Genomic DNA, 25,437 nt, shown 5'->3' on the forward strand with positions numbered 1-25,437 from the left:
CCGGGCTTTTTTGAGGGTGTTTCCGGGGTGGGAATATCTTATTACATTCCTCCCCGGTCTGCCCTCTTATTTCGTAACATCCAGCACTTCGGGTCATGTTGGCCCGAGGCACAGAAAGGAGGGATCTCTTGGAGACAGTACAAGGATATGTGATTTTGAAAGCTGCCACCTTTGAAACTGGACACGGCTTTGCGCTTGGGCATAATCCGGGAGCGCCGAGCCCCTTTGTGACCTGGCAGTTTACCGAGGGGGAAAACGGCCATCGGGATTACTACTGGGGCCGCTATGGAAACAGCCAGGCATGGGCGCAGCGGGATTTTGACCGCCGGGTGGACGATTATCAGCAGCTTTACCATGCGGCGGTCAAGCATACCGAGCTGGGACCGGAAGGCGTTTACCGCTATTATTCCACCCAGCGGCCCGTGGACATAGGAACTTACCCGAAGCCGCCGGATAACCAGCCTCTTTCCATTGTCAACTACGACGATGACAGGCGGCGTCCTGTGGCAGACGGCAGGCTGATGGCATGGGGCGAACTGACCTACACAAAGCCGCTGACCGAAAAGCAAATGGAGGATTATGAACTGAAACCAGCACCGGGCAATCCTGACCGGGTGCGCTCATCCATTACCGCCCGGCTCAAAGAAGGAACCAGAGGGCAGGAACCCCCGAAGGAGCCCGGCCAGAAGCGGAGCCATAAAAACCATGAGGAACGATAAAGGAGGATCGCCATGCACGAAAAAGACAACTATCTGAAAACCGCCGAGCTCTCCACGGAGCAGAACTGCAACATGATTGACGGCGTACCCAACAACACGCCCATCCAACCCACGCCCCCGGAGCTGGACGCAAAACCGCTGGATAAGGTAAAGGAACCCAAAAAGCGCCGGAAAGGCCGGGAGCTGGAACGATGATGGAGAACCGCAAGCGGAATGTCCATCTGCACGTCATGGTAACGCCGGACGAGCTGGCAGCCATCCATGAACGGATGGCCGAGGCGGGCATTTCCAACGCCGGGGCCTATGTACGGAAAATGGCTCTGAACGGGTATATCCTGCACATCGACCTTGCGCCCGTAAAAGAATTGATCTCTCTGCAACGGCGCTGTTCCAACAATCTCAATCAGGTCGCCGTACACGCACACACCTATGGCGTGTACCCGGAGGAAATCGACGGATTGAAGCGGGACTATGAAAAGCTGTGGGGCGAGGTGTCAAAAGTGCTGCGGGAGCTTTCCGAGCTGGTGGCAAAGTAAGACGAGGGCGGCAGGCTTCCGTTGTGGGGCTTGCCGCCCTGCTCTTTTTTTACCACTTCGGGCCAGCATGACCCGAAGCCCGTCATAAAAAATTCAGATTTTCAAGATTGTAGAACCAGCTCTATAATGATATAATAATTCAAGAAGGGAGGCTGATACCATGCTGAAAATGGTTATTCGCATGAATGATGATAAAATCACAGCCGAAAATAAGTACCGGCTGGATGGCATTTACAACACAATCAATCATACATTCCAAACCGTGGGCCTTCCCCGTATGGAGGATGGTTCCGGCGCTTTGGTATTCCGTGACTGCGGCAGAGCGAGGGATTTTAGTCTGTTCGGCCGGATCGTCAATACCTTGAAGCGGCAGACATGGTTCATGGATAATGTTTCTGTGTGGCGTCTTTGTGACAGTGACGATTCTGACAGTCCAGATGATTTCAATGAAGAAGATCTGTTGACCCACTATCAGGAAAAAACAGCAATGAGGGCTTGAGTTTTGGAGAGAAAATATTTCAAAGCCTTAAATTTTGATCTGGACACCCATCAATTAAAAGAGCATTACCCCGGAGCCAATTACCGGCAGGCGTATGACGACTTGCGCCGGTTCTTCAAACGGCATCGTTTTTCTCACCGTCAAGGCTCCGGCTACATATCGGATGATAAGCTGGCAACTGCTGATATATACGACTTGATGGATGAATTAAGCAGACAGTTTCCGTGGATTGGAATATGCGTGAATAAAATTGATGTGACCAACGTGGGACGGCAGCACGATTTGACAGAGCTCTTGAAACCAGCAGAGGATATTGTTATCGACACTTCGCTGCTGACAGTTCCCGATTGCCCGCAGCAGGAAACAGAATAGCAGAAATTTGGCAGGACATGAATGTGTCCTGCTTTTTCTGTTTTCGGGCCATCATGGCCCGAAGGTTTGGGACAGGATTCACTAATCTTTCGCAACATTTATGTCCCCGGGCAGGCATGATAAAATAGAGGTAGGAAGGATAGATAAAGGAGGTTTTGGAGATGAAGATACTGCTGAAAATATTGGTTGCTCCCTTTGCTTTAGCGTTGTCCCTTCTGGCGGCTCTGCTGGTATTCCTGTTTGATATTTGTGCCGTCCTGCTGACGATTGCCTCTGTGATTCTGGTGGTGCTGGGTGTCGCTCTCTTTTTCACGCCGACGCCCATAGGCGGGATTGTATTTCTGTTTCTCGCTTTCCTTCTTTCGCCGTATGGACTGCAAGCGGCGGCGGGCTCCCTTCTTTGGGCGCTGGACGGAGGCAAATCCGCTCTGTACCGGTTTCTGGCAAGTTAAACAGCCTCGGGCCATGTTGGCCCGAAGTCGGGGCGGTCTGGATGGGCCGCCCTTTTCTCATGGAAAGGAGGGATGATTTCTGGCTACCACAACTTTGTTGCAGCGCCATGCGGGCGAAGGCGAAACGATTGCCGAGGCAATCCGGGATTGTCTGGACTATGGCAAGGACCCGGAGAAAACAGAAAGAGGAAAGTATATCTCCGCTTATGAATGTGATCCGGCCACCGTGGCGGACGAGTTCCTTTTGGCAAAAGCCAGCTATGCCGCTATGACGGGCCGGGAACAGAAAAAAGAAAATGATGTGCTGTGCTATCAGATACGACAATCCTTCTATCCGGGCGAGATCACCCCGAAGGAGGCGAACCGTATCGGCTATGAGCTGGCTATGCGCTGGACAAAGGGGCGGCACGCTTTTATCGTTACCACGCACACCGATAAGCAGCACATCCATTGTCACATTTATTACAACTCCACCACCCTTGACTGCACCCGGAAATTCCGAAACTTTTGGGGCTCCAGCTTCGCCCTCCGGCGGCTCTCTGACAGGCTGTGCCTTGAAAACGGGCTGTCCATTGTAGAGAACCCGAAGCCCCGGAGCAAGGGCAAGTATCGGAATTATGGAGAATGGCAGAAAGAACGAAAAGGGCCGCTTTCCTATCAGGACAGACTGCGCCTTGCCATTGATACTGCGCTGGCGGAACGCCCCGCTGATCTGGACGAATTTCTCAATCTGATGAAGCGGGCCGGATATGAGGTCAAGACGGTTCGGGGCGGCGGTATCAGTTTCCGGCTGACCGGGCAGGGACAGGAACGCTTTACCCGTCTGCGGGCTTCCACGCTGGGAGACGGCTACGACTTGCAAGATGTTCTGTCTGCCATTGAGGGCAAAGAAAAACGCCCCGGGCGCTCGGAACGGAAAATCAGTCTGGCGGTGGATATTCAAGCAAAGCTGGCTGCCGGTAAGGGGCCTGGATATGAACGCTGGGCGAAGGTATTTAACATTAAGCAGATGGCCGCCGCTCTTGCCTATATACAGGACAATAACCTGACCGATTATGAGCAGTTGGCGCAGAAAGCCACCGAGGCGGCAGACCGTTTCCATGCTATTTCCGAGCAGGTCAAGCAGACGGAACAGGCTATGAAAACCAATGCCGGGCTAAAGGCTGCAACGGTTCAGTATGCCAAAACCCGCCCAGTCTTTGAGCAGTATAAGGCGACGAAGTACAGCAGGAAATTCCTTGCGGAGCATGAGGCCGACCTTGAACTGTACCGGGTTGCACAAGCGGAAATGCGCTCTCTGCTGGGCGGGGCAAAGCTCCCCAAAATGGATGTGCTGAAGGAAGAAGGCCGTAAGCTCACAGCAAAGAAAAAACAGCTCTATGGAGAATACCAGAAGGCACGACGGGATATGCAGGAGATCGTCACAATCAAGGCGAACATTGACACTCTGATGGGCTACACCGAGCCGGGAAGAAAGCAGGAAAAGGAGCGTTAAGGTTATGAAAATAAGGAGCAAAGCGACGCTGACACTTCGGGCCATGTTGGCCCGAAGATATGGGTTTGGGGCGAGCCCCAACAAGCAGCCTTTGTGCCACTTGTGGCCACAGAGGCATTGCTTGCCATTTAGCTATTTAGCAATATACTGCAAAAAAGATTATTGAGTTTATACAACATCTATTGTTTTACGCAATACCTCCTTAAAATATCTATATTAAGAAAATTCGCCACAAATTTTCGGTGATTTATCAATCGCTTTTCGAGTTTTTATATGTTTATGCAAAAAGAATGATATTTTTTTATATCAACAAGTTCTCTTTCTTTTTATCGTTTTAACTCAAACATCAAAACACAAAACTTGAATACCCGGTTTTTATATCAGAAAAATATACGATATATGTTGATAATTAACAATTTATTAAGTTTTATTTACCATTTTTAGATTATATTGCATATATAGGGATTCTGTGGTATACTACAGTTAGTTATAAAAAGCTCATAACCGATTAGTAAAGGGAGGGATACCATTGGGGCTATAGAGGAGGAGAATTTGAGAGAATAGTGCCTTACATAATGGTGGGCGCTAAAAAATCTGAGTTTGTTACTATGGTAAAGTCTCAAGGAGGTCATTTATGAAGAAAGGTTTGAAAAAGGCATTGGGTCTGTTGGTAGCGCTGAGTCTCATGGTAGTTGGTAGCGCATTTAGTGCTCTTGCTGCTGATTCTCCAGAACAGAGACAAACATTCAGTGTCGATCTGAATAATTTTGACGAAAGCCAGCCCTATTCGGAAACATTACATTTCGAGAAGGACGGTCAGCCGGTAACAGTGACACTTAGCTATACGCCTCCTTTAACTCGTGATCCTGCTACTGAAGGAACGTGGAAATCGGATGCATTTTGGGGTGTCGCAGGTATGGATTACAGATTTGACTTATCAAAGAGTGGTAGCCAGTGGAAAATTTCTAATGCACGTGATTTAAATACCTACTGTGTTGGCGGAACGGTTGAAGATGAAAGTTTAGCCATTGGCCGTGCAACATCTACCTCAAGCAAAGCGGCCGAAGTGACTGGCTCTATGAGAGCAAATGTAGTCGGCGGAGTAGGAACACTTTCTTTCGCTTTAAGAACGGAAGTTTTTAATGGAGAAGTTTCTACCGTATTAAATTAAGAATAATATAAGTAGAGTCCTATTCAAAAAGGTGTTGATGTAAATATGTCGGCAATGTCTATATTTTTTCTAGTTGTATGCTCCGTCCTTGGACTTGGTGTTTTATACTGTATAGCTCGAATTATAGGATGGCTATTCAATCAGATAAAAAATAATGCTGATTAAGTGAAAGCAATTATACAATTTAAAAGGGTTGTTGCAAAGAGAAAAGTAATGTTCTGTATATGGTAGATTTAATAATTGACATATACTATATATAGTAAATTGAGTCTGTTTTGTAACAACCTTTTTAAAAGAAAATTTTTAGTAACAATTAGATAGAGTAGAGGTACGTTAACCATTAACATATCCTCTACTCTATTTTTTTATTTTTGCCTCCTATCTACGACAAATTTTGCAAAAAATACATTATATGATAATAAAAGAACTACGAGATTTTTACGCGGAGGTTGCTAATAACATGAGTTAGATTATTGAGAAAAAATAGATGAAGCAACGCCCCTTTTGCTTTACCTCCTCCTAGATGGGAGGAGTTTTATTCCAATTTAAACTTTTTTAAGGCTCAAACAAGCTGTTATTTGTTTGAGCTTTTTTTATGTTCGACACCTTATTTCAGGATTTGCTATCGAAACAGAGCCAGTCTTGAGATAAGCTGTCGAGGCTTTTTTAGAACGAGTAGCCATCTTTACTATTTTATAGATTTTTCACTGTTATTTTTTGAAAATTTCAGAAATTTCAGCCTACATATACGCTCCCCGCCGCTTCTGTTTTGTTGTCCATCCATCACAAAACAAAGCGGAGGTTCAATATGGCTATTATAAATTTACGGGACTATTACCCTTTTTATACGTCAGACTACTTTATGGAAGTACCAGAAGATGTTGTTGAAATGTTCAAGGAGTTTGACCGGAAGGAAGCCGCTTACCGTCTGCGTACATACCGGCACAAAGCCTATTACTCCCTGGATCGGAATGATGGAATTGAGCATGAGGCGCTTTTCGTTGCGTTCTCTCCCTATGAACTGTATGAGCGTAAAGTGACGATACAAGAACTCTATACCGCCATCTCACGACTGCCCGACAAACAGGCAAAGCGCATTTACGCTCATTTCATTCTCGGCTTGACGAAACAAGACATTGCCCGGGCCGAGGGTGTGGATGAAAAGGTCGTGCGGCTCGCCATTGAGCGCGGTCTTCGGAACTTGGAAAAAATTTTAAAAAAATTTTTATAAGGTGTACCGATTTCGCCTCAAAAATGAAATGGCTTATGAGAGGCAGTCAAAGCCTCGGGCCACATTGGCCCGAAGCGGGACACGCCTCACGCAGATTGAAAACTGAATAAAAGATAGACGGATACGAAGGGTGCTTGTGTCCAGTGACAGGCCCGCCATGACCTCTATTTTTACACTAGAGAGAGCGACCAGGCCCATGCCGTAGGCAGACTGTGGCAGGTCTGCCGGACAAAACACAAAACCCGGATACTTGCGATTAGTCACAATCCGAGCGTGCAGCGGTGTTGCGAACCGTGAGCCGTCGCAGGTAATGAGATCGCCTTGCCATCAGAATGGGGAGAGCTGAAATGCTATGGGACAAAAAGCCAACTGTCCGTCCGGTCTATCTGAAAAAACTTTCTAACCTGTGGGGCCCTTCCTCTATTACTGTCTGATGATAGGGCAACCGTTCTGGCTGGGCCCCATATTTTTCTATGAACAGGAGAATTTTATGAAGGAAAATATATCTAGTCCAGAATTAACGCTGAATATATGGAGTAATGACGCCTGCCGGGGCTATGTGATTATGGCCATGCAGGACTGTGGATTCACCCATAAAGATATTAGCCGTGTAGTAAATCAGCTTTATGGAGTGTTTGACTTATACACACTCAACGAGGCTGAACAGAAATATTATAACGGCGATTATTAGCTTCGGGCCAACGTGGCCCGAGGCTGGGGAAAGCTCAAAGGGCAGTTCCTTCCAGGGAGCCGCTTTTTTAGGTTTCCCCAGCAGACAAGAGGGAAGCTGGCCGCTGTTCATCCGTACTGAAAAGTGGAGGTTTTCGATGGTTCAATCTGTTACATACCAAAGCGAAAAACAATCCGTATATTTTCAAGGGAAACTTATCGTATTGGAAAATCTAATTCCGGTACTATCCCCGGATGAAAAGAACAAGCGAAAAAGAGAAATCGAAAATCACTTATATGATGTGTTCAGTAAATACACGGACAGATTTTACTAATCAACCGCAACATTGTTGTCCGGGGCTGCCTATGGTATAATATAATTGTAAGGTTGGTAGCTCCATTCCATACGGAAGGAGCCCAATATGGACATTATCAGAGAAGATTGTATATACGCGAGACAGTCGGTAGACCGTAAGGACAGTATCAGCATTGAAAGCCAGATTGATTTTTGTAAGTATGAGCTGAAAGGCGGAAGCTGTAAAGTATTCAAGGATAAAGGCTATTCCGGGAAGAATACGGACAGGCCGGAGTTTCAAAAGCTGTTAGGAGAAATCCGAAAGGGCCGGGTGCGGCGGGTAATCGTTTATAAGCTGGACAGAATCAGCCGTTCCATTCTGGACTTTGCAAACATGATGGAGCTGTTCCAGGAATATGACGTGGAGTTTGTTTCGTCCACAGAAAAGTTCGACACCTCAACCCCAATGGGGCGGGCCATGCTGAATATTTGTATCGTATTCGCACAGCTTGAACGTGAGACAATCCAGAAACGCGTCACGGACGCTTACTACTCCCGGTGCCTGAAAGGTTTTCACATGAGCGGACAGGCCCCCTATGGTTATCAGTTGGAGCCGACAGTGGTTGAAGGTATCCGCACAAAAAAGATGGTGGCAGACCCCGAAACTTCCCAATATGTAAAGCTCATGTTTGAAATGTATTCCGAGCCGGAAACGTCTTTTGGTGACATTACACGGTACTTTGAGGAACAGAACATCAAAGTTTACGGTAAATCGCTATTCCGTACCTTTATTTCACAGCTTTTAAGAAATCCTGTTTACGCACAAGCAGATTTAGAACTCTACGAATTTTTTAAAAGCCAGGGGGCGGCTATTGTCAATGACGCTTCCGATTTTGCCGGAACCAATGGCTGTTATCTCTATCAGGGCCGGGACGTGAAGGAGGATAAAGACAGGAGCCTGAAAGACCAGATACTTGTAATCGCTCCACATGAAGCGCTCATACCGTCTGATGTATGGCTGAAATGCAGGAAGAAGCTAATGACAAATAAGAGTTTTCAACAAGGACGTAAGCCGAAAAATACATGGCTTGCCGGAAAAGTTAAATGCGGGTGTTGCGGATATGCCTTAAAGGCAACACACGTTCCGAACAGCGAAGGCTATTTTCGCTGTAGTAAACGGACTGAAAATAAAGGCTGCCCGGGCTGTGGTAAAATCCGTAAATCTGAATTTGAGGAATTTATTTTCAGTGCTATGCGGGCGAGATTTAAAAATTTTCAAGTCCGCCATAGCCGGGAGGAAAAAGTCAATCCCAAACTGACCGCCCATCAAATTGAACTGGCGCAAGTTGAAGCCGAGATTGAAAAACTACTTGATACGCTAACCGGAGCCAACGCAACACTTCTTGCCTATGCTAACAAAAAAATTGAAGAACTGGACACTCGCCGCCAGACCATTTCAAAGGAGATTGCGGAAATGTCCATTGAAACAATGTCACCCCAAAAGGAGCAGGAACTCTCTTATTACCTCGACCATTGGGACAGCATTGAATTTGACGACAAAAGGAAAGCCGTTGACGGCCTGATTATTTCAATCAGCGCAACTAGCGACCACGTTCAAGTAGAGTGGAAAATCTAAGCTCTAACTTCTGGATTATCCCACTCTACTTACTTTCAAATCTATCTTTTCTTTTTAATCTTGTTTGTACCCCTTGTACACCGTTGCTTATGTAGCCATATACATTTTCCATGTAACCGAACCTCCGTTATAAAAATTTATTTTATAACAGCAATTTCATTTCCGGTTATTAAACTGGATAACAACTATTTTATTAACCCCTCTTAAAATAACTAGAAACCATCAACTTTCATAGATACTTTTTTTAATAGCAAAATTTCTTATATGTATATTCCATTTATTCACTACTCCGTCTTTTGGAAAATAAATTACGTTTCTCAACCGTAATCATTGGTTCACCATAGTAATCAATCCTAACTATATCACTTTCTTTAATTCTTATTTCTTCATCATACCCATTTACATATCTGTTTACAATTATCCATTCTCCATGCTTCCTTATACTTCCAGCCTCGGCAAATTGAGCCCTTTCACTCCCCTTTACATAAATATCCGCATATCTATTATCCAAAATGAAAGCCACATCACAATAATTGAGCAAACAGATTATCCAAACCATTAACAATATAATAAATATACCCTCTACTATCCAAGAGTATTTTTTCGAAACATCTGCCAACAAAGAAATTGCATATATTAAGTAAAGTGTAATTACAAGTTTCCTCTTTAGCTTACCATCCTGCCAAAACTCAATTTTACTATTATAACTTTTGCAATTTCTAAAAGTGATTATAGCATTGATTCCTAAATACCAAATTCCACAAATAATATATGAAAAAACCACACCTTTCCAATAACAAAGCATTTTTTTAGCCACAAGTGTAATCAGCAAATTTATCGCCATCATTTTATAAATTTTTATTATAATATCTGGAAAAGTTGGTATTTTTCTACATTTCAGCATCCAATACCCCAATTCTTTATTCTTTTCCTTAAGATCACGCTCGTTTTTTACCCATCCCAACAGAACTATAACTATAGGTATTACCACATAATACATTATCTCACTATCAAATATCTTTAGTAAAATTTCTTTCATCTCTCTAAATTCCTCTTTTCATATACTTATTAAAACAAAATAAGTAAATCATAGGTAAAAACTTAATTACAAAATGTTCAAAAGCCCTATTTTACTACATTCTAACCATTTTATTATAGACTGCCGTGGCAAACCATGAGCACTTTTATTTTTTCTCGCATAGCTTGGTATAACCTCTATTTTCCTTGTATTTACAAGGGTTCTATCTATTTCTCCTTAGAACCCTATCTCGATATATCTTAGCATATTATTTCTTACTCTTAGTAGGTAAAAGCTGTACAAATGGCTGTAAATTTTACCACTCGTACAGCAGCCCTATTTTTTCTCCCAGTGTTATACCGCACTCACTCTTTTTGATGGTGTATAAATAAAGTTGACAGCCTATTCTCAAGGATTTCATAGTATAATCAAGAGAATAAGGAGGTGCCCAACTATGGCACGAAGTCAACGTAAGTACACCATTTGTAAACGCATAAGTTCCGCCGCAAATTATCCAGAAGTACAATCTCTCTCATGATTTGTGCAGGAAGCCATTGCACAATTAACTGCACCTAATGCAAATGAACCTTCTGCTTTTTTAATTTCCGAAACATTACTTTGGAAATTAAAGTCTTATCTAATGATATATTTTGTGCCTTTGCCTTTTCCTTCCACTGCAATCACACCTTTTTGACACATTTCTTTTAGCAGCTTTATTGTCTTTGATTTACCGAAAGGTACATATGGTGCAACTTCGCTGATTGGCTTCAACATCGTCTTGCTTAAAAGTTTATAGATCACGATTTCGTCTTCTGTCAGATCCGCATTTTTTTCAAATATCGGAAGCACAATTTCTATCGCATTTTCTGAAACTTCAAAATCCGGTTTTATCAAACTTTCTGCATACAGTTGTTTTATTCTTGTAATTCCCGTTCCGAATATCTCTACAAATCCCAATCTGTAAAATACATTGGCAAGATTTCTATTTCTTAAAACAGAAAGTTTACCAGACAGATATTCTTCCTCTGTGATTCCAGACGGCAATCCGCCAGGAGAAACTATTTCAATTCGATCATCAAACATCGAAACTCTGATTTGCGAATTCACGTCCCACACTCTATGAATCAGAGCATTGGCGATTGCTTCCCGGAAAGCAGCTTCCGGTACTTTTTCCATCTTCTTTCGATCAGCACCTTGTATTACTTCATATTGGTAATAGTCTCTGAATACATCGATTGCCTTTTCATAAACCTCTAAAACCGATATATTTTCAAAAGTCGATCTCTTTTGAATGATGCTGATATTTTCTCCAAATTTGACAATATCGATTCCCGGAAAATGATTTTTATCTGCCAAAAGCCCTGCTGCATTATTGAATCCATTTACATCGTCATATAAGTTCAATGTCTTCAGTGTGTCCTTATCAAAATTTTCAATCCGGACAGTCTCTTTCAGCTTACGATGTAAAATTTCAAAGGACAGCTCCTGATCTTTGCAAGGCAATTCTTCAAATCGAATATTTTTTCCATCCAATACAAGCCTTGAAAATTCCAGAGTATCTACCTCTATCGTTGCTGTATCATTCCGCTTGTATGCTTTCGATTTATATAGATACGGCTTCTGTAATCCGCTTTTCACAGTAAGCTTTATCGTCTGGTCATTATTCTGTACCTCAAGCGTATAATCCGGCTGCGGTGTAATGCTGTCATTGATTTTATTTTCAATATCCAAGCAGGCTTGTTTTACATCCGGCAAACCTTTTATATTTCCATCATCATCCACTCCAAAAAAGATGGTTCCGCCGTCATAATTTGAAAAAGCACTGACTGTTTTTAAAAAAGTGTTGGTAATCGTTTCCTTGAACTCTAATGTTCTTGTTTCACGCATATCAATCGCCTCCATTTCTGTCTTATATATTATATGCAGAAATGCGCAAAAAAGCAATCGTATTTTTTTACGATTGCTTTTTTGATTACTTTTTGTTGTGTGCTCATAAATAAACTTTCTTTCTATACTGATTGCCCAAAGATTCCTGAATTGGTGAAACAATGTTTTTCCAATTTGAGCATGAGTAAATGCCTTATAGTAAGTGCGTTATCCTCTGCTTTTCCAAATGACTTTCCAATCTTTTGTGTGTATCGGCTAATTAAAAGTATTTATTTACAAAAATGCACAGTTCCCGATAAGCTAAGAACTGTGCATTTCTTTTTTCTTCAATTTTACAATTTCTCTATTTTTCAAACAAGAACTTCTCGATTTCAAATGGCGATAAATAAATCTCTCCACCATCATCAGTTTAATTTTCGTTTAGATTAACGATTTCTTTTTCCTGTATTCTCTGTCCCTCGGATTTCCTCATGATAGAAATAATCTACGATCACCGGATGTCCCTGCGGGACTCTGCCATAAGGCATTTCATTATCCACAAATGGGCACTCATACTTCTTGGCCATTTCCTCAGCTTTTACTTCAAGTGCTTCAAAGTAGCTGCGGTTATGCTTGTTATAGATCTCGTCGTAAAGTGGTACAAGATCAGGATATTTTCCGGCGATATAATCCATAATTGTCTTTTTGAAACCGCCTCGAAGATTGAGATTTTCGAGCCAGAACAGATCGCACTGATCCTTTACCCGCTCAAAGATTGCTTCAAAATTCGTGATACCGGGAAATACCGGAGATACGAAACAGACTGTACGGATACCTGCTTCATATACCTGCTTCATAGCAGCGATACGGCGCTCAATGCTAGAAGCAGAGTCCATATCGTTCTTGAAATTTTCATCTAGTGTGTTGATCGACCATGAAACGGTTACTCGTCCAAGCTTCTTCAGCAGATCAATATCTCGTACCACAAGATCCGACTTTGTGCAGATCAGAATATCTGCGTCACTGCCGATCAGCTGCTCCAGAAGTTTTCTGGTATTCCCGAATTGCTCCTCCTGTGGATTGTAGCCATCTGTCACAGAACCGATGACCACCCGCTGTCCGGCATATTTCTTCGGATTCTTAATTTCCGGCCAATGCTTCACATCAAGGAAAGTGCCCCATTCCTCCTTGTGTCCGGTAAAGCGCTTCATAAAAGAAGCATAGCAATACTTGCAGGCGTGTGTACAGCCTACATATGGATTGACCGAGTAACCGCCTACAGGCAGACTGGACTTGGTCATGATGTTCTTTGTTTCCGCCTCATTAATGAGGATTCCATTTATTACTTCTGCCATGATCTCTGTACCTCCAACACTTTATTGAATTCATCCGGCATTTCCTGAATCATATTTTCATTCCCTATGATAGGGACAAGATCTTCCTTCATAAATACCGGAATGTCAAGCGCATGCGCCTGATCTGTCAGAGACCATGCCCACTCCGGCTCCGTATGAACCTTCCTGCTCTGAACTCCAGTCATGGTGCCGACAACGATCCAGTTGATCCCGGAAAGATCAACTGAACCTGGATTGTCGAATAGCGGCTCAAAGGTAACATGATAGTGTTTTGCTCTGACATTTTCCCGTAGTGCGTCAATACGCCACAGTTCTGCTTTTCTCGTCACCGTAACACCAAACCATGCGTTTTCCAAATCTGTATCAAAATCCAGCAGATCTGGTCGCTTTGTAAGGAACAGGAACTGATGCTGTGGATTTTCACGGATTTTTTCAAATACCTCGTCTCTCCATTCTGACTTCCAGCCGGAAAGATCGCTCATGCCGGTAAGAAGAAAGTTCTGCGGACGTTTCTTTTCCATCATCTTGAGCTTACCCGGAAAGAATTCAGGGTCAGCAAAGTCATCAATCATATGCCAGCGTTTCACATTATTGCGGGCGTAGCAATATGCACACCCCACTGTACATCCGATGACGATATTCATGTTTTGAATCTGATCTTTGATACAAATACTCATGATTTCTGCCACTCCTCAAGATTCTTTCTGATACGGTCGAGGTATTCCTCAAACTGGGTAATTTCTTCCTCCGAAAAACCTTTGTAGTAAATACTGCCCATTTTATCAGATACAGAATCGTATTCGTCCTTTAAGGCATGTGCTTTTTCAGTCAGAAACAGGAGTGTTTTCCTTTTGTCCGTTTCAGACTGAACGCGTCTTATCAGCCCTTTATTTTCCATTCTTTCCAGCATCGTAGTAAGAGAAGTTATCGCTAATCCACATTTAATCGAGAGTGATCTGATTGAGATTCCATCTTCCTGCCACAGCACATAAAGAATACGCCCCTGGGCTCCGTTAAACGCATCAATATTCTTTTCGCTGAGAATCTTCTCAAAGATTCGATCTCCAAGTTGTTTTATTTTGGTAACAAGAAATCCGCCATTCATTTTCATACAAAAACTCCTATATAGTATTTTATCAAATAATACTATATAGGAGTTTTACTGTCAACAGTTTGTATGTCTAAGTAGAAGTAAATTCCGATTGTTCGAGCTTTTCAAATACTAACGTACTTAATTCTGTTCAATAAGTGATTTATAGTAGTTACCAAAGTCAGCAAGTGAATTAACAATTGGAAGCATTTTTGTTCCGAGTTCCGTTAAGCCGTATTCAACTCTCGGTGGCTGCTCATGGTAATCGTGGCGATATGCCAGTCCATCACTCATCATTTGTCTTAAACTATCTGTCAAAACCTTTTGTGAAATACCATTTGACCTCCTGCCTTACAGTTCCAATCTTGTAGTACTTTCCCTCATACTCAAGTACATCACCAAAGAGTGCCGGAGTTGTTGTTATCTCCTTAACTCCTGTGACAAATACCTGAGATATTGTTTTCATCATCGACCAGCCATGATCAATGCCCATTACTTCTAATCTGTTATCTGCGATACTGACTTGGATTTTCGGTTTTGATATAACAGCGCTGCCTTATCCCACCGCTAAATTGGTATAAAAATAAGAACTAAATTAGTGCTAACCCCTTGATTTTACTGGGTTTCTCTAACTTTGTCCTTATTATAACATCATCATCCTGGAACGGATGAATCCGCTCAAACTTCACATGAAAGTCCAGAATGTCCTCAAAGGTCTTTTCTTCTTTGGCATTATATTCCATCAGCAATACCTTCATTTTATCGGCAACTTCTTCCGGAAGGGCGGTATCCATACCGCCGACTTCATTCGGAAGTTTCTCATAATCGCCAACCGCATACCAATCTTTTCTGGAATCGCTGGTGCCGTTCTTCAAAACCAAGTGAAGCTCTTTGATGAATTTTTCCGTCAGAGCTGCTTTTGCATGATCAATGATCATGTCAATGCAGCAGAAGTGATTTGCTGTTTCAATCACATCATCCACGTTCAGCACTTCTTTTTCTACACCGATGGTGCTGGTTTCAAAGATATATCGGGGCTGATCGTGGGTCATTCGGCTTCCTTCTATATGGTTGGAATAGTATGTCAAATCAATCTGTGTTTTGTGGTAGATCCCTCCGGAGTATTTACTTGCCTTCTGCTCTTTCAGAATATCCAACAGTGTAACACTTTTTGCCGACATATGAAATGCAATTTCTGGATACAGAACGCCGGACTCCATCGAAAATGAAGTCCGGCAAGGTATTATCTATATACGGTTTCTCTTCAATTTTTTGAAACTTGCTTTTAAGGAGTATATACAGTTTATGCCACAGATGCAGGGCAAATCTGAAAAGCAGCGGTGACGAAACTGAGAGCACGCTTCTCATACAAAGGCATCTGACTCCTATCAGACCCAACCTTAAATATCCTATTAACCTCCGCCCAAAGAGAAACAGGGATTTCATGTATCGAGCAACTCAAATCTCATCCCTATTATATTTCTTAACGTGACCGATGTGCATTCTGTCTTTTCGTCATACCTTAAAATATTTTTGCAGCACATGTGAGTATTTTCCTTGTAATGTACAATGCAGATTTTTCTGCATATTCCCTTAACTGAACCATGCTTTCCGCCATCGAAACCGGCAGCCTGAGCGCAGCGGCAGCAGAACTGATGAAATTTATGCAGAAAGATCTGATTCATGCCTTCGAGTAATCTATACGAAAATCCGCTTTTTATACATTACTCGTCCTTCTTCACCTGCCGCAGCACCTCCTCCGGCACCGAATCCAGCAGATAATTTTTATGTCCGCTATGCGGTCGGTTGGTATGCTCACGTGTCTGATTCTTCACACGGTCTACCTCTTCCTCAAAATCCCGCGCCGAATACAGCCCGCAGCCCTGCCCACGGATGATGATCTGTTCCAGACGGTCGGAGGTCGCTACCATCACCGTATATTTCCGCCCATTTTCATGGGCAAATTTCTCGATGTACTGGTCAGCTGTCTCCGCCTCTTTCGTAAAGACTACATGAATGTTGTGGTAATCCGTCACCTCCGTCCGGTGTCCCTGCACCCGGTAGGCGTCGAACACCGCTATCACCTCGATACCGCGGCTTCCCTGATAATCGCAGAGAATATCCAGCAGCTTACCACGGGCGCTATCAATGTTGATCTTCGCCAGCTCATTTAACTCATCCCAGGAGAAAATAATGTTGTAGCCATCTACCAGCAAGTATTCCCGTACCGCCGATGCCATTTTCCCTTTGGAGTCGCCGGTTCTGCTGCCCGCTCCGCCACTTTCCGGCGCTTTGCCTGCATGTTCCAATTTTCCTGCATTTCCAGCCACAGAACTTCCCGATTTTCCTTCACTTCCAGATGCCAAAGTTTCAGCTGGCCCGACTTTCGAATCGCTCTTCTGTCTCACCGCTTCCTGCCTCCGCGCCGTCTCTCCGTACACTCCGGCACCATAGGTTTCCGCCGGGCGTTTGCTCTTTCCGCCCCACCGGCGTTTTCCGCCGTCTTCCTTTTTATTTGCATGGTAGGTGCGAGCGAGAATCGCATCGACCTCGTCCGTTCCGATCCACATTTCTTCCGAAGCGCCGCCGCCCTGTCCATCCGAGGAGCGCGCACCCAGCTCAGGGATCGCATCCATCCGCCGTTTTCCATTGGAATCGCCCAGGCAGCTTTCCAGATGCATATAGTCTTTGACCTCATCCCAGTTGACGACAAATCCCGCTCCGTGCGTACAGAAAACAGATCCGCTCGGGTTTGCCAGATCCGCATCCGGATCATACCCGGCTGCCGCAATGATTTCTTCTTCATTGTGGCACGGTCCGTAGCCATCGAGCGTGCAGATCATCTGTCCCAATCCGCCCGTGTACGCCGTCACCTCCGTCTGATATCCATCGAGTGCCGATACCGGGGCACGTCCGGTTAATATTGCCTGCCCGTCCTCCAGCGCCGGTCCCTCAAAGACGGCAAACCGCCGCTCCAGATCGGTCATTGCACGTCCCACCATCTTGTCCGGTATCGTCAGGTGAAAGGCATAAAATGGTTCCAACAGCACCGAATGCGCCTGCATCAGTCCCTGACGGACCGCCCGGTACACGGACTGTCGAAAATCGCCGCCTTCTGTATGTTTCACATGGGCGCGTCCCGATTTCAGTGTAATTTTCATATCCGTGATCGGCGCCCCAATCAGAACACCCCGGTGTACCTTTTCTTCCAGATGCGTCAGCACCAACCGCTGCCAGTTTTTACTTAAAATATCTTCACTGCAATCGGTATCAAATACCAGCCCGCTGCCCGGTTCTCCCGGCTCCAGAAGCAGATGTACCTCCGCATAATGGCGGAGCGGCTCAAAATGCCCGACACCCTCGACCGTATCGGTGATCGTTTCTTTATATACAATGCTGCGCCCGCCAAACCGGACATTTACCCCAAAACGCTCTGCAATCAGGCTTTTCAGAATCTCCATCTGGATCTCGCCCATGATCTGGGCGTGAATCTCTTTCTTTTCTTCCTCCCAGACAATATGAAGCTCCGGCTCTTCTTCCTCTAATTGAAGCAATTTCGGCAGCATCGCCGCCGCATCCACATCCTCCGGAAGCTCGACGCGATACGTCAAAACCGGCTCCAGCACCGGTTCCGCGCCCATTTCACAGACTCCAAGCCCCTCGCCCGGTTTCGTGTGCAAAAGTCCCGTTGCCGCACAGATCATACCCGCCGGTGACTCGCCCACCGCCTCATACTTATCGCCTGAATACAGACGGAGCTGATTTACCTTTTCCTCGCCGATCCGGTCTTTGACATGCAGCACGCCGCCCGTGATCTTCATATAAGTCAGGCGTTCGCCCTGGCTGTCGCGCACAATTTTAAATATTTTCGCCCCAAATTCGTCCGGATACACTGGTTCCAGCGTATATTCTTCCAAACCGCGCATAAAATCTTCCACGCCCGTATTTTTGAGCGCCGAACCAAAATAACACGGAAACAGATCCCGGCTGGCAATCCGGCTGCGGATCGCATCTTTAGACACCTGTCCCGTCTCCAGAAATTCCTCCAATTCCGCTTCGCCGCTGACTGCTGCCTCTTCATAGAAACTTTCCGTCCAGTCCGCCCCAAAATCAACGAAATTTCCGCCCAGCGACTCTTTTAGGTCGCGCAGGACCTCCTGTTCCCGTCCCGGCGCCAGATCCATTTTATTGATAAAAAGGAACGCCGGAATCTGGTAGCGCGCCAGCAGCCGCCACAGCGTCCTTGTATGTCCCTGCACGCCGTCTGAACCGCTGATAACCAGCACCGCATAGTCCAGCACCTGAAGCACCCGCTCCATTTCCGCTGAAAAATCCACATGTCCCGGCGTGTCCAAGAGCGTCACATCCATATCATCCCATGCAAGCCGCGCCTGCTTGGAAAAAATCGTGATTCCGCGCTTTTTCTCCAATTCATATGTGTCCAGGAACGCATCGCCCTTGTCCACCCGCCCCAGATGGCGGATCATGCCGCCCGCATAGAGCATCGCCTCTGATAATGTTGTCTTCCCCGCATCTACGTGCGCCAGGATTCCCACCGCCAGTCTCTTCATGTATGTTACCCTCATTTCCGTTCTATATAAAAATCACTCTATCTGTTATGATACCATGTATGTCACTGATTGTAAAATACCGCGTGCTAACCAGCTCGCAGCTTCTTCACAATTCCGTTACTGTTCACGCACGTGTGCTCAGTAACACAATTCATACATTCCATTCTCTACTCAGAAAGCTGCTATCCGCAGACACTCCTCTCTTCTATATCACAAAAAAAGTGCCTCTATTTTTCTTTTTTTCGTGATTTTTCGGATTGCCAATTTTATGTATTTCTTATAAAATCTACTCTCAGAGTTTTATAATCGTTTTTTAGAAAGGATGGTTTTTCCATGAGCCGCTCTTCGCAACGCTCTACCATAAAAGATATGACAAACGGGAGCCCGGCAAAGCTGATTCTGGGCTTTGCGGTTCCGATGCTGATGGGACTTCTGTTCCAGCAGTTTTACAGCATGGTCGATACGATCATTGTTGGAAAATTTCTCGGTGTCGATGCACTGGCTTCGGTCGGTTCCACCTCCGCCATCAACTTTATGATTAACGGTTTCGTCATCGGCGTCTGCACCGGGTTTTCCATTCCGGTTGCACAGCGGTTCGGCGCACAGGATTACAAGGACATGCGCCGTTTCGTCGCTAATGCCGGATGGATCGCCTCCTGTTTTGCCGTGGTCATGACCGTGATCGTCTGCCTGATGACACGCCAGATTCTCGTCTGGATGCAGACGCCGGACAATATCATTGACGGCGCGTACAGCTACATTTTCTTCGTATTCGCCGGTATCCCGGCAACCTACCTGTACAATACGCTGGCGGGCATCATCCGTGCGCTCGGCGACTCCAAAACGCCGGTCTATTTCCTGATTTTATCCAGCCTTTTAAACATTGCGCTGGATCTGCTTTTCATCGTACAGATCGGAACCGGCACCGCCGGAGCTGCCTATGCAACTGTTATCTCTCAGGCAGTATCCGGTATTCTCTGCCTGATCTATATGAAGAAAAAATTTGAAATCCTGCATATGCACCATGAGGAAACGCGCATCAGCGGCAGACACATTTACATTCTCTGCAAAATGGGTGTGCCGATGGGACTCCAGTATTCGATTACCGCGATCGGCTCGGTTGTCATCCAGACTGCCATCAACTCCTTAGGTTCCATCGCGGTTGCCTCCGTCACCGCAGGTCAGAAGATCGGCATGTTCTTCTGCTGCCCGTTTGACGCGCTGGGCGGCACGATGGCAACCTACGCCGGACAGAACGCCGGTGCCGGAAAGGTAGACCGCATCCGCCAGGGCGTCCGGTCCGCGACTCTCATCGGCGGCATCTACTCCATTGCGGCGTGCATCGTGCTGACTGTGTTTGGCGGCGTGATTCCGCTTCTCTTCGTCGATGCCTCGGAAACAGTTGTAATCCATCAGGCGCACCAGTTCCTGACCTTCAACTCCCTGTTCTACATACCTCTGACAATCGTCAATGTATGGCGTTTCACGATTCAGGGAATGGGCTACAGCCTGCTCGCCATCCTGGCAGGTGTCTGCGAAATGATCGCCCGCGCCATGGTCGGCTTCCTGCTGGTACCGATCTTTGGCTACATCATCATCTGTTTTGCCTCGCCGCTTGCATGGCTGCTCGCCGATGCATTTCTGATTCCGGCATTCTTCTATTGCCAGAAACATTTGCTGTCTGAGAAAGCACGGATGGACTAAAACAAAATAAATAATACAACTCAAAAAAACTCCTCAGAAAGCTTTCATTTTGACCACTTTCTGAGGAAATTTTTGATTACAGATTCTTATTTTGGGCTTTCGCCAATTTGATTTTCAAAGATTTTTATTGTTCCGTCTATCCTTACACAAGCACAGTTCTATGCAAATGATTTCATTTTTGTACAGACAGAGTTCACGCATTTTCACTTTTCTCCGGCTCATTCTCACTCCACTTATCCCGCATTTCTATCTCTTCTATTTCCCTCTTCTCATCCCGCACGTCCCTATAAAATGCCGCAAATGCCGCCTCCTCATATGGGCGCAGAAACAGATAGCCAATATTGAGCGGTCCCATCAGCCCTACCAGAAACAGCACGGTCACACCGCTGAGCCTTCCCTGTGTATACAAAAGAACCGCTGGTATTATATATTGAATGCTGCAGATCAGCCGCCAGCCGATAAAGCTAAAGGTCAGGCAGAATAAATTCCATTTTTTCCCATCCATCAGGCGGCGCGACTCGGTGATCGCCTCGTTGGCGGAATATTCTGGATGTTCCATCAGCACATATGGTGTCATCGCATAGCTGTACGTCTTTATGAAACCCGGAACGAAAAACAGGCAGGTCCAGCAAAATATATAAAAGCCGCGCACAAATACCATCGCCACGCCATCTGTGATCCGCGAAAACTGGGAAAATAAATCAGAAAAGGATGCTTCCTTTTTCTCTGCCAGATTCAGATGGAAACGGGCGTATCCCATCTGCCCCGCACCTCCAATAATAACCACCATCAAGCCCCAGATAAGCAAAAGCACCAAGGGCAGAAGCATGCTGCGCATCAGAAATACCTGCGTCAGCACATTCTTCACTTCCGGTCGTGCCTGTATCACTTTTTGCAGCTCTGATATTCCATTTGGCGCCGTATCGGCAATCTCCGCACCAATCAGGGACGCTGCTAATCCCGTTCCCATCGCAAGTTTCCAGTTTCCGCGCAGTGTCTCACGCGCCATTTGCCTAAATTCAGATGCACTTCTCATGCTTTTGCCCCCTTTCTTTCTGAAATCATTGTATCATTTTCCATTTTAACCGTCAATATACCGCTTCAAACCGTAAATAATTTGTAATAAGGTCGTAATGATTCTACTGTCGTCAAAGGAAAATTCAGAATGCCGGAATCACTCTCCCAGCATTCTGGGAGCTGATTGAGCTGGCGATCCGCTGGCACTTCTCATCTTCCAAATCTGCCCTGCTTCCTACAATCTTCAACTGAAATTTTTAGCCTGCATCACAGACAGGTTGTTTTCATTTTTCCCTACTTCATATACCCGCGCAGCTTCACATATTCCTTGATCAGCTCCGCCGTCTCGTCCAGTCCGAGGCGGGTTGTATTGATCGGAAGATCGTAGTTCTTCATATTTTTCCAGTCATTTCCGGTAAAATATTTATAATAATTCTTCCGCTCATTCTCAATCTTCCGGATGCGCTTCTTCGCTCTTTCTTCACTGATGCAGTCTACTTCCATAACGCGCTGCACGCGGCGCACACGGTCGGCATAGACAAAGATGCGGATCAGATTTTCGATCTCCTCGTCCTGATCCAGCACATAGCCAGCCGCACGGCCTACAAATACGCACGGTTCCTGTTCTGCCAGCTCCCGCATCACCATCGCCTGGAATTTAAACAGGTTATCCGGCGATGTCACATCGCCTTTCAGGGACGGCTTTCCGAACACATCTGCCTTCTTCGCGCCAGTCAGACGGTGAAGCAGGTTGTTTCCCGCTTTCTCATCCGCTAAACGGAAAAATTCCTCTCCGACCGCACTCTTCTCCGACGCCATCTTTAAGATCTCATCGTCGTAGAAATGAAGCCCCAGCTCCTCTGCCAGCTTGCGTCCCACAATACGTCCTCCGCTTCCGTACTCCCTCTCGATTGTGATAATCAGATTTTTATTTCCCATAAATTCCACCGCCTTTCCAGGTCCCAATTTTTAGATGCGCTCGCTCACGCAGATCGCGCCGTGCGGGCGGATGCTCATGCGGTATACATTGCCCTCTCCGATCGCATTTTCAATATATTCTGTATACTCGTCCACCAGATCGTTCGGAATCATCGCCATGATAACACCGGCAAAGCCGCCGCCATGAACCCGGCACGCGCCGCGTCCTTTTTTCGCGATAAACAATTCCGTCAGCGCCAGTGCAATGCTGATGCCCTGCTCCTGCACGTCTGCAGTCGTGTATACATTCTGAAGCCATTTCCAGGAAGAATTGCCCGAAGCTGTGATTCCCTCCAAAAAGGCAGCAAAATCATTTTCCCGAAGGGCCTTTACTTCCCGCTCCACTCTCTTATTTTCCTCAAAGAAATGGAACGCACGCATCACGGAACGATCTCCCGCAAATGCACGCACTTTCGCCAGGTTTGCGATCACCTCTTCCTCGGAAATCTCCGCGCAGACCTCTTTTCCAAAGTACTGTGCTACTTTTTTCATCTCGTTTGGAACGGAAGAATAATCTGCGCTCAGATCCGCGTGGCCTTTTCCCGTATTTACAATCATCAGGCTGTGATCCTGCGCGCCGAAATCAAAATCAATCTTCTCCACAACCGGCGCTTCCGGATTTTTAAAATCGATCGTAATCAGACCGCCGACCGCGCATGCCATCTGATCGAGCAGACCCGACGCCTTGTTCCAGAACTTGTTTTCTGCATATTTTCCGATGTGGGCGTAGGTGACAACATCCATCTTTCCCTCGTTAAACATCGTATTTAACATAGAGCAGATCAGCATCTCATAGGAAGCCGAAGAGCTGACGCCCGCCGCGCTGATAACATTGCTGGTAATGTATGCGTCAAATCCGCCGACCTTGTATCCTCTCTCCTCAAAGCCCTTTAAAATGCCCTTTGTCAGGTCGATGGTGCCGCTCATACCCGTGCTCGGTTTCAGATCGCTTAAATGGATGCTGAAATTTTGATGAAATGTCTCACTTAATATGCGGATCGTGTCGGTTCCGTTCGGTGCCGCCGCGCCGACGCAGTCCAGGTTGATGCTGCCCGCCAGCACCTTGCCATGATTGTGATCGGTGTGGTTGCCGCTGATCTCCGTCCGTCCCGGGGAAGTAAACAGCTTGATATCACGTTCCCCATATGTTTTCTCAAAGCGCTCTGCCACATAGCGGTAACGCGCCCGGTTCTCCTCCGCTTTCTCTGCCCCGTATAATTCTGCCATCAGCACTTTCGTTTTCTCAGATTCCAGCTGTTTCAGTGTTTCTTTGACTGACATATCCCTTCTCCTTTTCCCCAAATTGTTTGTTACTGTTCACGCATACGCGCCCAGTAACGGAATTTGCCGTGGCTTCGCATATTAATACGGCAAATTCCTGCTGCCACCACGTTTTCTTACGGCACTTTCAGTTCCAAAAGTGCCTACCCGTGAACAATTGTTTCCTTTATATATATGGTTATGATTTCAGACATTTTGATTCAATCTGACTTCTTGTATGTATTATATCATAACTCACGAACCCGCGCTATCGCGCTCTACCGCCCTGCTTCGCATGGCTGTTCGTTCGTTAATGGCGCAAGAAAAGAATATGTCTGCTTCGCAGCCGCATTCTTTTCTTCTGCGCTCATTATATCATTTTCCTCAAAATGCCTCAATACGATATTCTTTCGTGTGTTTACAAAATGCTGTGGTTCTGGTAAGCTTTCATTTATATAGTAAAACACAGGAGTCCGTATGAAGCAAACCACTCAAACATACCTATCATTACCCGAAACATTCCATCCTGCATCCACCGCCTCCGGCAAACACCCGGATTCCTCCATGCCCCGCTGCTACTCCGACGGTCGTCCCTACTATTCGTTAAACGCATGGCTGAAAGACCAATTTGGGCAGAAAATCTACAAGCTGGCGCTCGACGGCGGCATGACCTGTCCCAACCGGGACGGTACGCTGGGAACGGGCGGCTGTATTTTCTGCAGCCACGGCGGTTCCGGCGATTTTGCAGAGCCGGCTCACACCTCCGTGACCGAACAGATCGAAGCGGCAAAGGCGCGTGTCGCAAATAAAATAAAGGGTGGAAAATATGTCGCATATTTCCAGTCCTACACAAATACCTATGCGCCTGTCTCCTATCTGGAGCCGCTTTTTTCCGAAGCAATCGCCCACCCGGACGTGGCTGCCCTGTCCATCGGAACCCGCCCGGACTGCCTGCCGCCGGATGTCCTGGAGCTTCTCGCCCGCTTAAACCGCCGAAAACCGGTCTGGGTGGAACTGGGACTTCAGACCATCCATGAGGAAAGTGCCGCGCGCATCCAGCGCGGTTATTCCCTCCCGGTCTTTGAAAATGCCGTCCGTGAACTGAAAGCCGCCGGTCTGACCGTCATCGTCCATGTCATTCTGGGGCTGCCTGATGAAACGAAAGCTCAGATGCTCGATACCGTCCGCTATCTGGTCGATTTCCAGCCTGCTATCGACGGCATCAAACTTCAGCTTCTCCACATTTTACGCGGCACGAAGCTGGCAGAGCTCTACGAACAGGCACCTTTTCCGGTCTTTTCAATGGACGAATACATTGAGCTGCTGATCGAATGTATCCGCCTGCTGCCGCCCGATATGGTCATCCACCGGATCAGCGGCGATGGACCGAAAAAATTGCTGGTCGCACCGGAATGGAGTGGAAATAAGCGGGCATTTTTGAATACGTTTTCCAAGGCACTGCGGGAAAGCGGGTGTTTTCAGGGGCAGGATTTCACGAATTGA

Annotated in this window: 23 protein-coding genes and 2 pseudogenes; 13 read left to right on the forward strand and 12 right to left on the reverse strand. The window is 46.0% G+C overall.

Annotation, left to right across the window (positions count from 1 at the left end):
- Positions 1 to 128 precede the first annotated feature (128 nt).
- From DWZ45_RS08000 to DWZ45_RS08050, 11 genes are all read left to right on the forward strand, one after another.
- A complete protein-coding gene (locus DWZ45_RS08000) occupies positions 129 to 719 on the forward strand; it encodes a hypothetical protein (RefSeq protein WP_227589686.1) in 591 nt (196 codons plus the stop codon).
- Positions 720 to 731: 12 nt separating this feature from the next.
- Positions 732 to 914, forward strand: coding sequence for a DUF4316 domain-containing protein (locus DWZ45_RS08005; RefSeq protein WP_107001173.1), 183 nt, complete (start codon positions 732 to 734; stop codon positions 912 to 914).
- The gene (gene mobC / locus DWZ45_RS08010) at positions 914 to 1,255 is read left to right on the forward strand and encodes a plasmid mobilization relaxosome protein MobC (protein ID WP_015553878.1); all 342 of its coding nucleotides are present in this window, start codon (positions 914 to 916) and stop codon (positions 1,253 to 1,255) included. Before DWZ45_RS08005 ends, mobC begins: the two co-directional genes overlap by 1 nt.
- 160 nt (positions 1,256 to 1,415) lie before the next feature.
- Positions 1,416 to 1,754: a hypothetical protein gene (locus DWZ45_RS08015; RefSeq protein WP_016306492.1), complete on the forward strand. Its 339-nt coding sequence runs from the start codon at positions 1,416 to 1,418 to the stop codon at positions 1,752 to 1,754.
- Between the two features lie 3 nt (positions 1,755 to 1,757).
- Positions 1,758 to 2,126 carry a VapD family protein gene (vapD, locus tag DWZ45_RS08020; RefSeq protein WP_016306491.1) on the forward strand — a complete coding sequence of 123 codons (369 nt, stop codon included), beginning with the start codon at positions 1,758 to 1,760 and terminating at the stop codon, positions 2,124 to 2,126.
- Between the two features lie 161 nt (positions 2,127 to 2,287).
- Entirely contained in the window at positions 2,288 to 2,578 is a 291-nt protein-coding gene (locus DWZ45_RS08025; protein ID WP_023042378.1) for a CD1845 family protein, read from the forward strand.
- Positions 2,579 to 2,657: 79 nt separating this feature from the next.
- The gene (locus DWZ45_RS08030) at positions 2,658 to 4,073 is read left to right on the forward strand and encodes a relaxase/mobilization nuclease domain-containing protein (RefSeq protein ID WP_107001172.1); all 1,416 of its coding nucleotides are present in this window, start codon (positions 2,658 to 2,660) and stop codon (positions 4,071 to 4,073) included.
- A 634-nt stretch (positions 4,074 to 4,707) separates the two neighbouring features.
- A complete protein-coding gene (locus tag DWZ45_RS08035) occupies positions 4,708 to 5,244 on the forward strand; it encodes a hypothetical protein (protein ID WP_107001171.1) in 537 nt (178 codons plus the stop codon).
- Positions 5,245 to 6,052: 808 nt separating this feature from the next.
- Positions 6,053 to 6,475: a sigma factor-like helix-turn-helix DNA-binding protein gene (locus tag DWZ45_RS08040; RefSeq protein ID WP_107001170.1), complete on the forward strand. Its 423-nt coding sequence runs from the start codon at positions 6,053 to 6,055 to the stop codon at positions 6,473 to 6,475.
- Positions 6,476 to 6,965: 490 nt separating this feature from the next.
- Positions 6,966 to 7,166 carry a hypothetical protein gene (locus DWZ45_RS08045; protein WP_107001169.1) on the forward strand — a complete coding sequence of 67 codons (201 nt, stop codon included), beginning with the start codon at positions 6,966 to 6,968 and terminating at the stop codon, positions 7,164 to 7,166.
- Between the two features lie 400 nt (positions 7,167 to 7,566).
- Entirely contained in the window at positions 7,567 to 9,075 is a 1,509-nt protein-coding gene (locus DWZ45_RS08050) for a recombinase family protein (protein ID WP_107001168.1), read from the forward strand.
- 277 nt (positions 9,076 to 9,352) lie between these two features.
- On the opposite strand, the gene DWZ45_RS08055 is transcribed toward DWZ45_RS08050, so the two are convergent.
- The 9 genes and pseudogenes from DWZ45_RS08055 to DWZ45_RS08100 all read right to left on the reverse strand — a co-directional run bounded on the left by DWZ45_RS08055 (position 9,353) and on the right by DWZ45_RS08100 (position 18,975).
- A complete protein-coding gene (locus DWZ45_RS08055) occupies positions 9,353 to 10,114 on the reverse strand; it encodes a hypothetical protein (RefSeq protein WP_118468489.1) in 762 nt (253 codons plus the stop codon).
- A gap of 612 nt (positions 10,115 to 10,726) precedes the next feature.
- Complete coding sequence (locus tag DWZ45_RS08060; RefSeq protein WP_107001346.1) at positions 10,727 to 11,980, reverse strand: ATP-binding protein; 1,254 nt, start codon at positions 11,978 to 11,980, stop codon at positions 10,727 to 10,729.
- Between the two features lie 425 nt (positions 11,981 to 12,405).
- The gene (locus tag DWZ45_RS08065; protein ID WP_118468491.1) at positions 12,406 to 13,314 is read right to left on the reverse strand and encodes a radical SAM mobile pair protein B; all 909 of its coding nucleotides are present in this window, start codon (positions 13,312 to 13,314) and stop codon (positions 12,406 to 12,408) included.
- Positions 13,302 to 13,991 (reverse strand): radical SAM mobile pair protein A, encoded by a 690-nt coding sequence (locus DWZ45_RS08070; RefSeq protein ID WP_118468493.1) that lies wholly within the window; start codon positions 13,989 to 13,991, stop codon positions 13,302 to 13,304. The genes DWZ45_RS08065 and DWZ45_RS08070 overlap by 13 nt, the downstream gene beginning before the upstream one ends.
- Entirely contained in the window at positions 13,988 to 14,425 is a 438-nt protein-coding gene (locus tag DWZ45_RS08075) for a radical SAM mobile pair system MarR family transcriptional regulator (protein WP_118468495.1), read from the reverse strand. Before DWZ45_RS08075 ends, DWZ45_RS08070 begins: the two co-directional genes overlap by 4 nt.
- A 120-nt stretch (positions 14,426 to 14,545) precedes the next feature.
- Positions 14,546 to 14,743 (reverse strand): annotated as a pseudogene (locus tag DWZ45_RS08080) (helix-turn-helix domain-containing protein); the annotation flags it as partial.
- A pseudogene (locus DWZ45_RS08085) lies at positions 14,742 to 14,953 on the reverse strand (plasmid segregation actin-type ATPase ParM); the annotation flags it as partial. The pseudogenes DWZ45_RS08080 and DWZ45_RS08085, both read right to left, overlap by 2 nt.
- A gap of 41 nt (positions 14,954 to 14,994) precedes the next feature.
- Entirely contained in the window at positions 14,995 to 15,585 is a 591-nt protein-coding gene (locus DWZ45_RS08090) for a Fic family protein (RefSeq protein WP_333491456.1), read from the reverse strand.
- A 543-nt stretch (positions 15,586 to 16,128) separates the two neighbouring features.
- Positions 16,129 to 18,975: a TetM/TetW/TetO/TetS family tetracycline resistance ribosomal protection protein gene (locus tag DWZ45_RS08100; protein WP_118468499.1), complete on the reverse strand. Its 2,847-nt coding sequence runs from the start codon at positions 18,973 to 18,975 to the stop codon at positions 16,129 to 16,131.
- A gap of 369 nt (positions 18,976 to 19,344) precedes the next feature.
- Between DWZ45_RS08100 and DWZ45_RS08105 the strand changes: the two genes are divergently transcribed.
- Positions 19,345 to 20,679: an MATE family efflux transporter gene (locus DWZ45_RS08105; protein WP_227589759.1), complete on the forward strand. Its 1,335-nt coding sequence runs from the start codon at positions 19,345 to 19,347 to the stop codon at positions 20,677 to 20,679.
- Positions 20,680 to 20,872: 193 nt separating this feature from the next.
- Here the strand turns inward: DWZ45_RS08105 and DWZ45_RS08110 are convergent, their stop codons facing one another.
- The 3 genes from DWZ45_RS08110 to DWZ45_RS08120 all read right to left on the reverse strand — a co-directional run bounded on the left by DWZ45_RS08110 (position 20,873) and on the right by DWZ45_RS08120 (position 23,955).
- The gene (locus tag DWZ45_RS08110) at positions 20,873 to 21,715 is read right to left on the reverse strand and encodes a DUF975 family protein (protein ID WP_118468502.1); all 843 of its coding nucleotides are present in this window, start codon (positions 21,713 to 21,715) and stop codon (positions 20,873 to 20,875) included.
- Between the two features lie 275 nt (positions 21,716 to 21,990).
- Positions 21,991 to 22,635, reverse strand: a complete 645-nt coding sequence (locus DWZ45_RS08115) for a cytidylate kinase-like family protein (RefSeq protein ID WP_107001503.1) — start codon at positions 22,633 to 22,635, stop codon at positions 21,991 to 21,993.
- A 30-nt stretch (positions 22,636 to 22,665) separates the two neighbouring features.
- Positions 22,666 to 23,955, reverse strand: a complete 1,290-nt coding sequence (locus tag DWZ45_RS08120; RefSeq protein ID WP_118468507.1) for a galactokinase family protein — start codon at positions 23,953 to 23,955, stop codon at positions 22,666 to 22,668.
- A gap of 543 nt (positions 23,956 to 24,498) precedes the next feature.
- On the opposite strand from DWZ45_RS08120, the gene DWZ45_RS08125 reads away from it, so the two are divergent.
- Positions 24,499 to 25,437 carry a TIGR01212 family radical SAM protein gene (locus tag DWZ45_RS08125; protein WP_118468509.1) on the forward strand — a complete coding sequence of 313 codons (939 nt, stop codon included), beginning with the start codon at positions 24,499 to 24,501 and terminating at the stop codon, positions 25,435 to 25,437.

The sequence above is a fragment of the Clostridium sp. AF32-7AC genome (assembly GCF_003477925.1).
GTDB classification, from domain to species: Bacteria; Bacillota; Clostridia; order Lachnospirales; family Lachnospiraceae; genus Otoolea; species Otoolea fessa.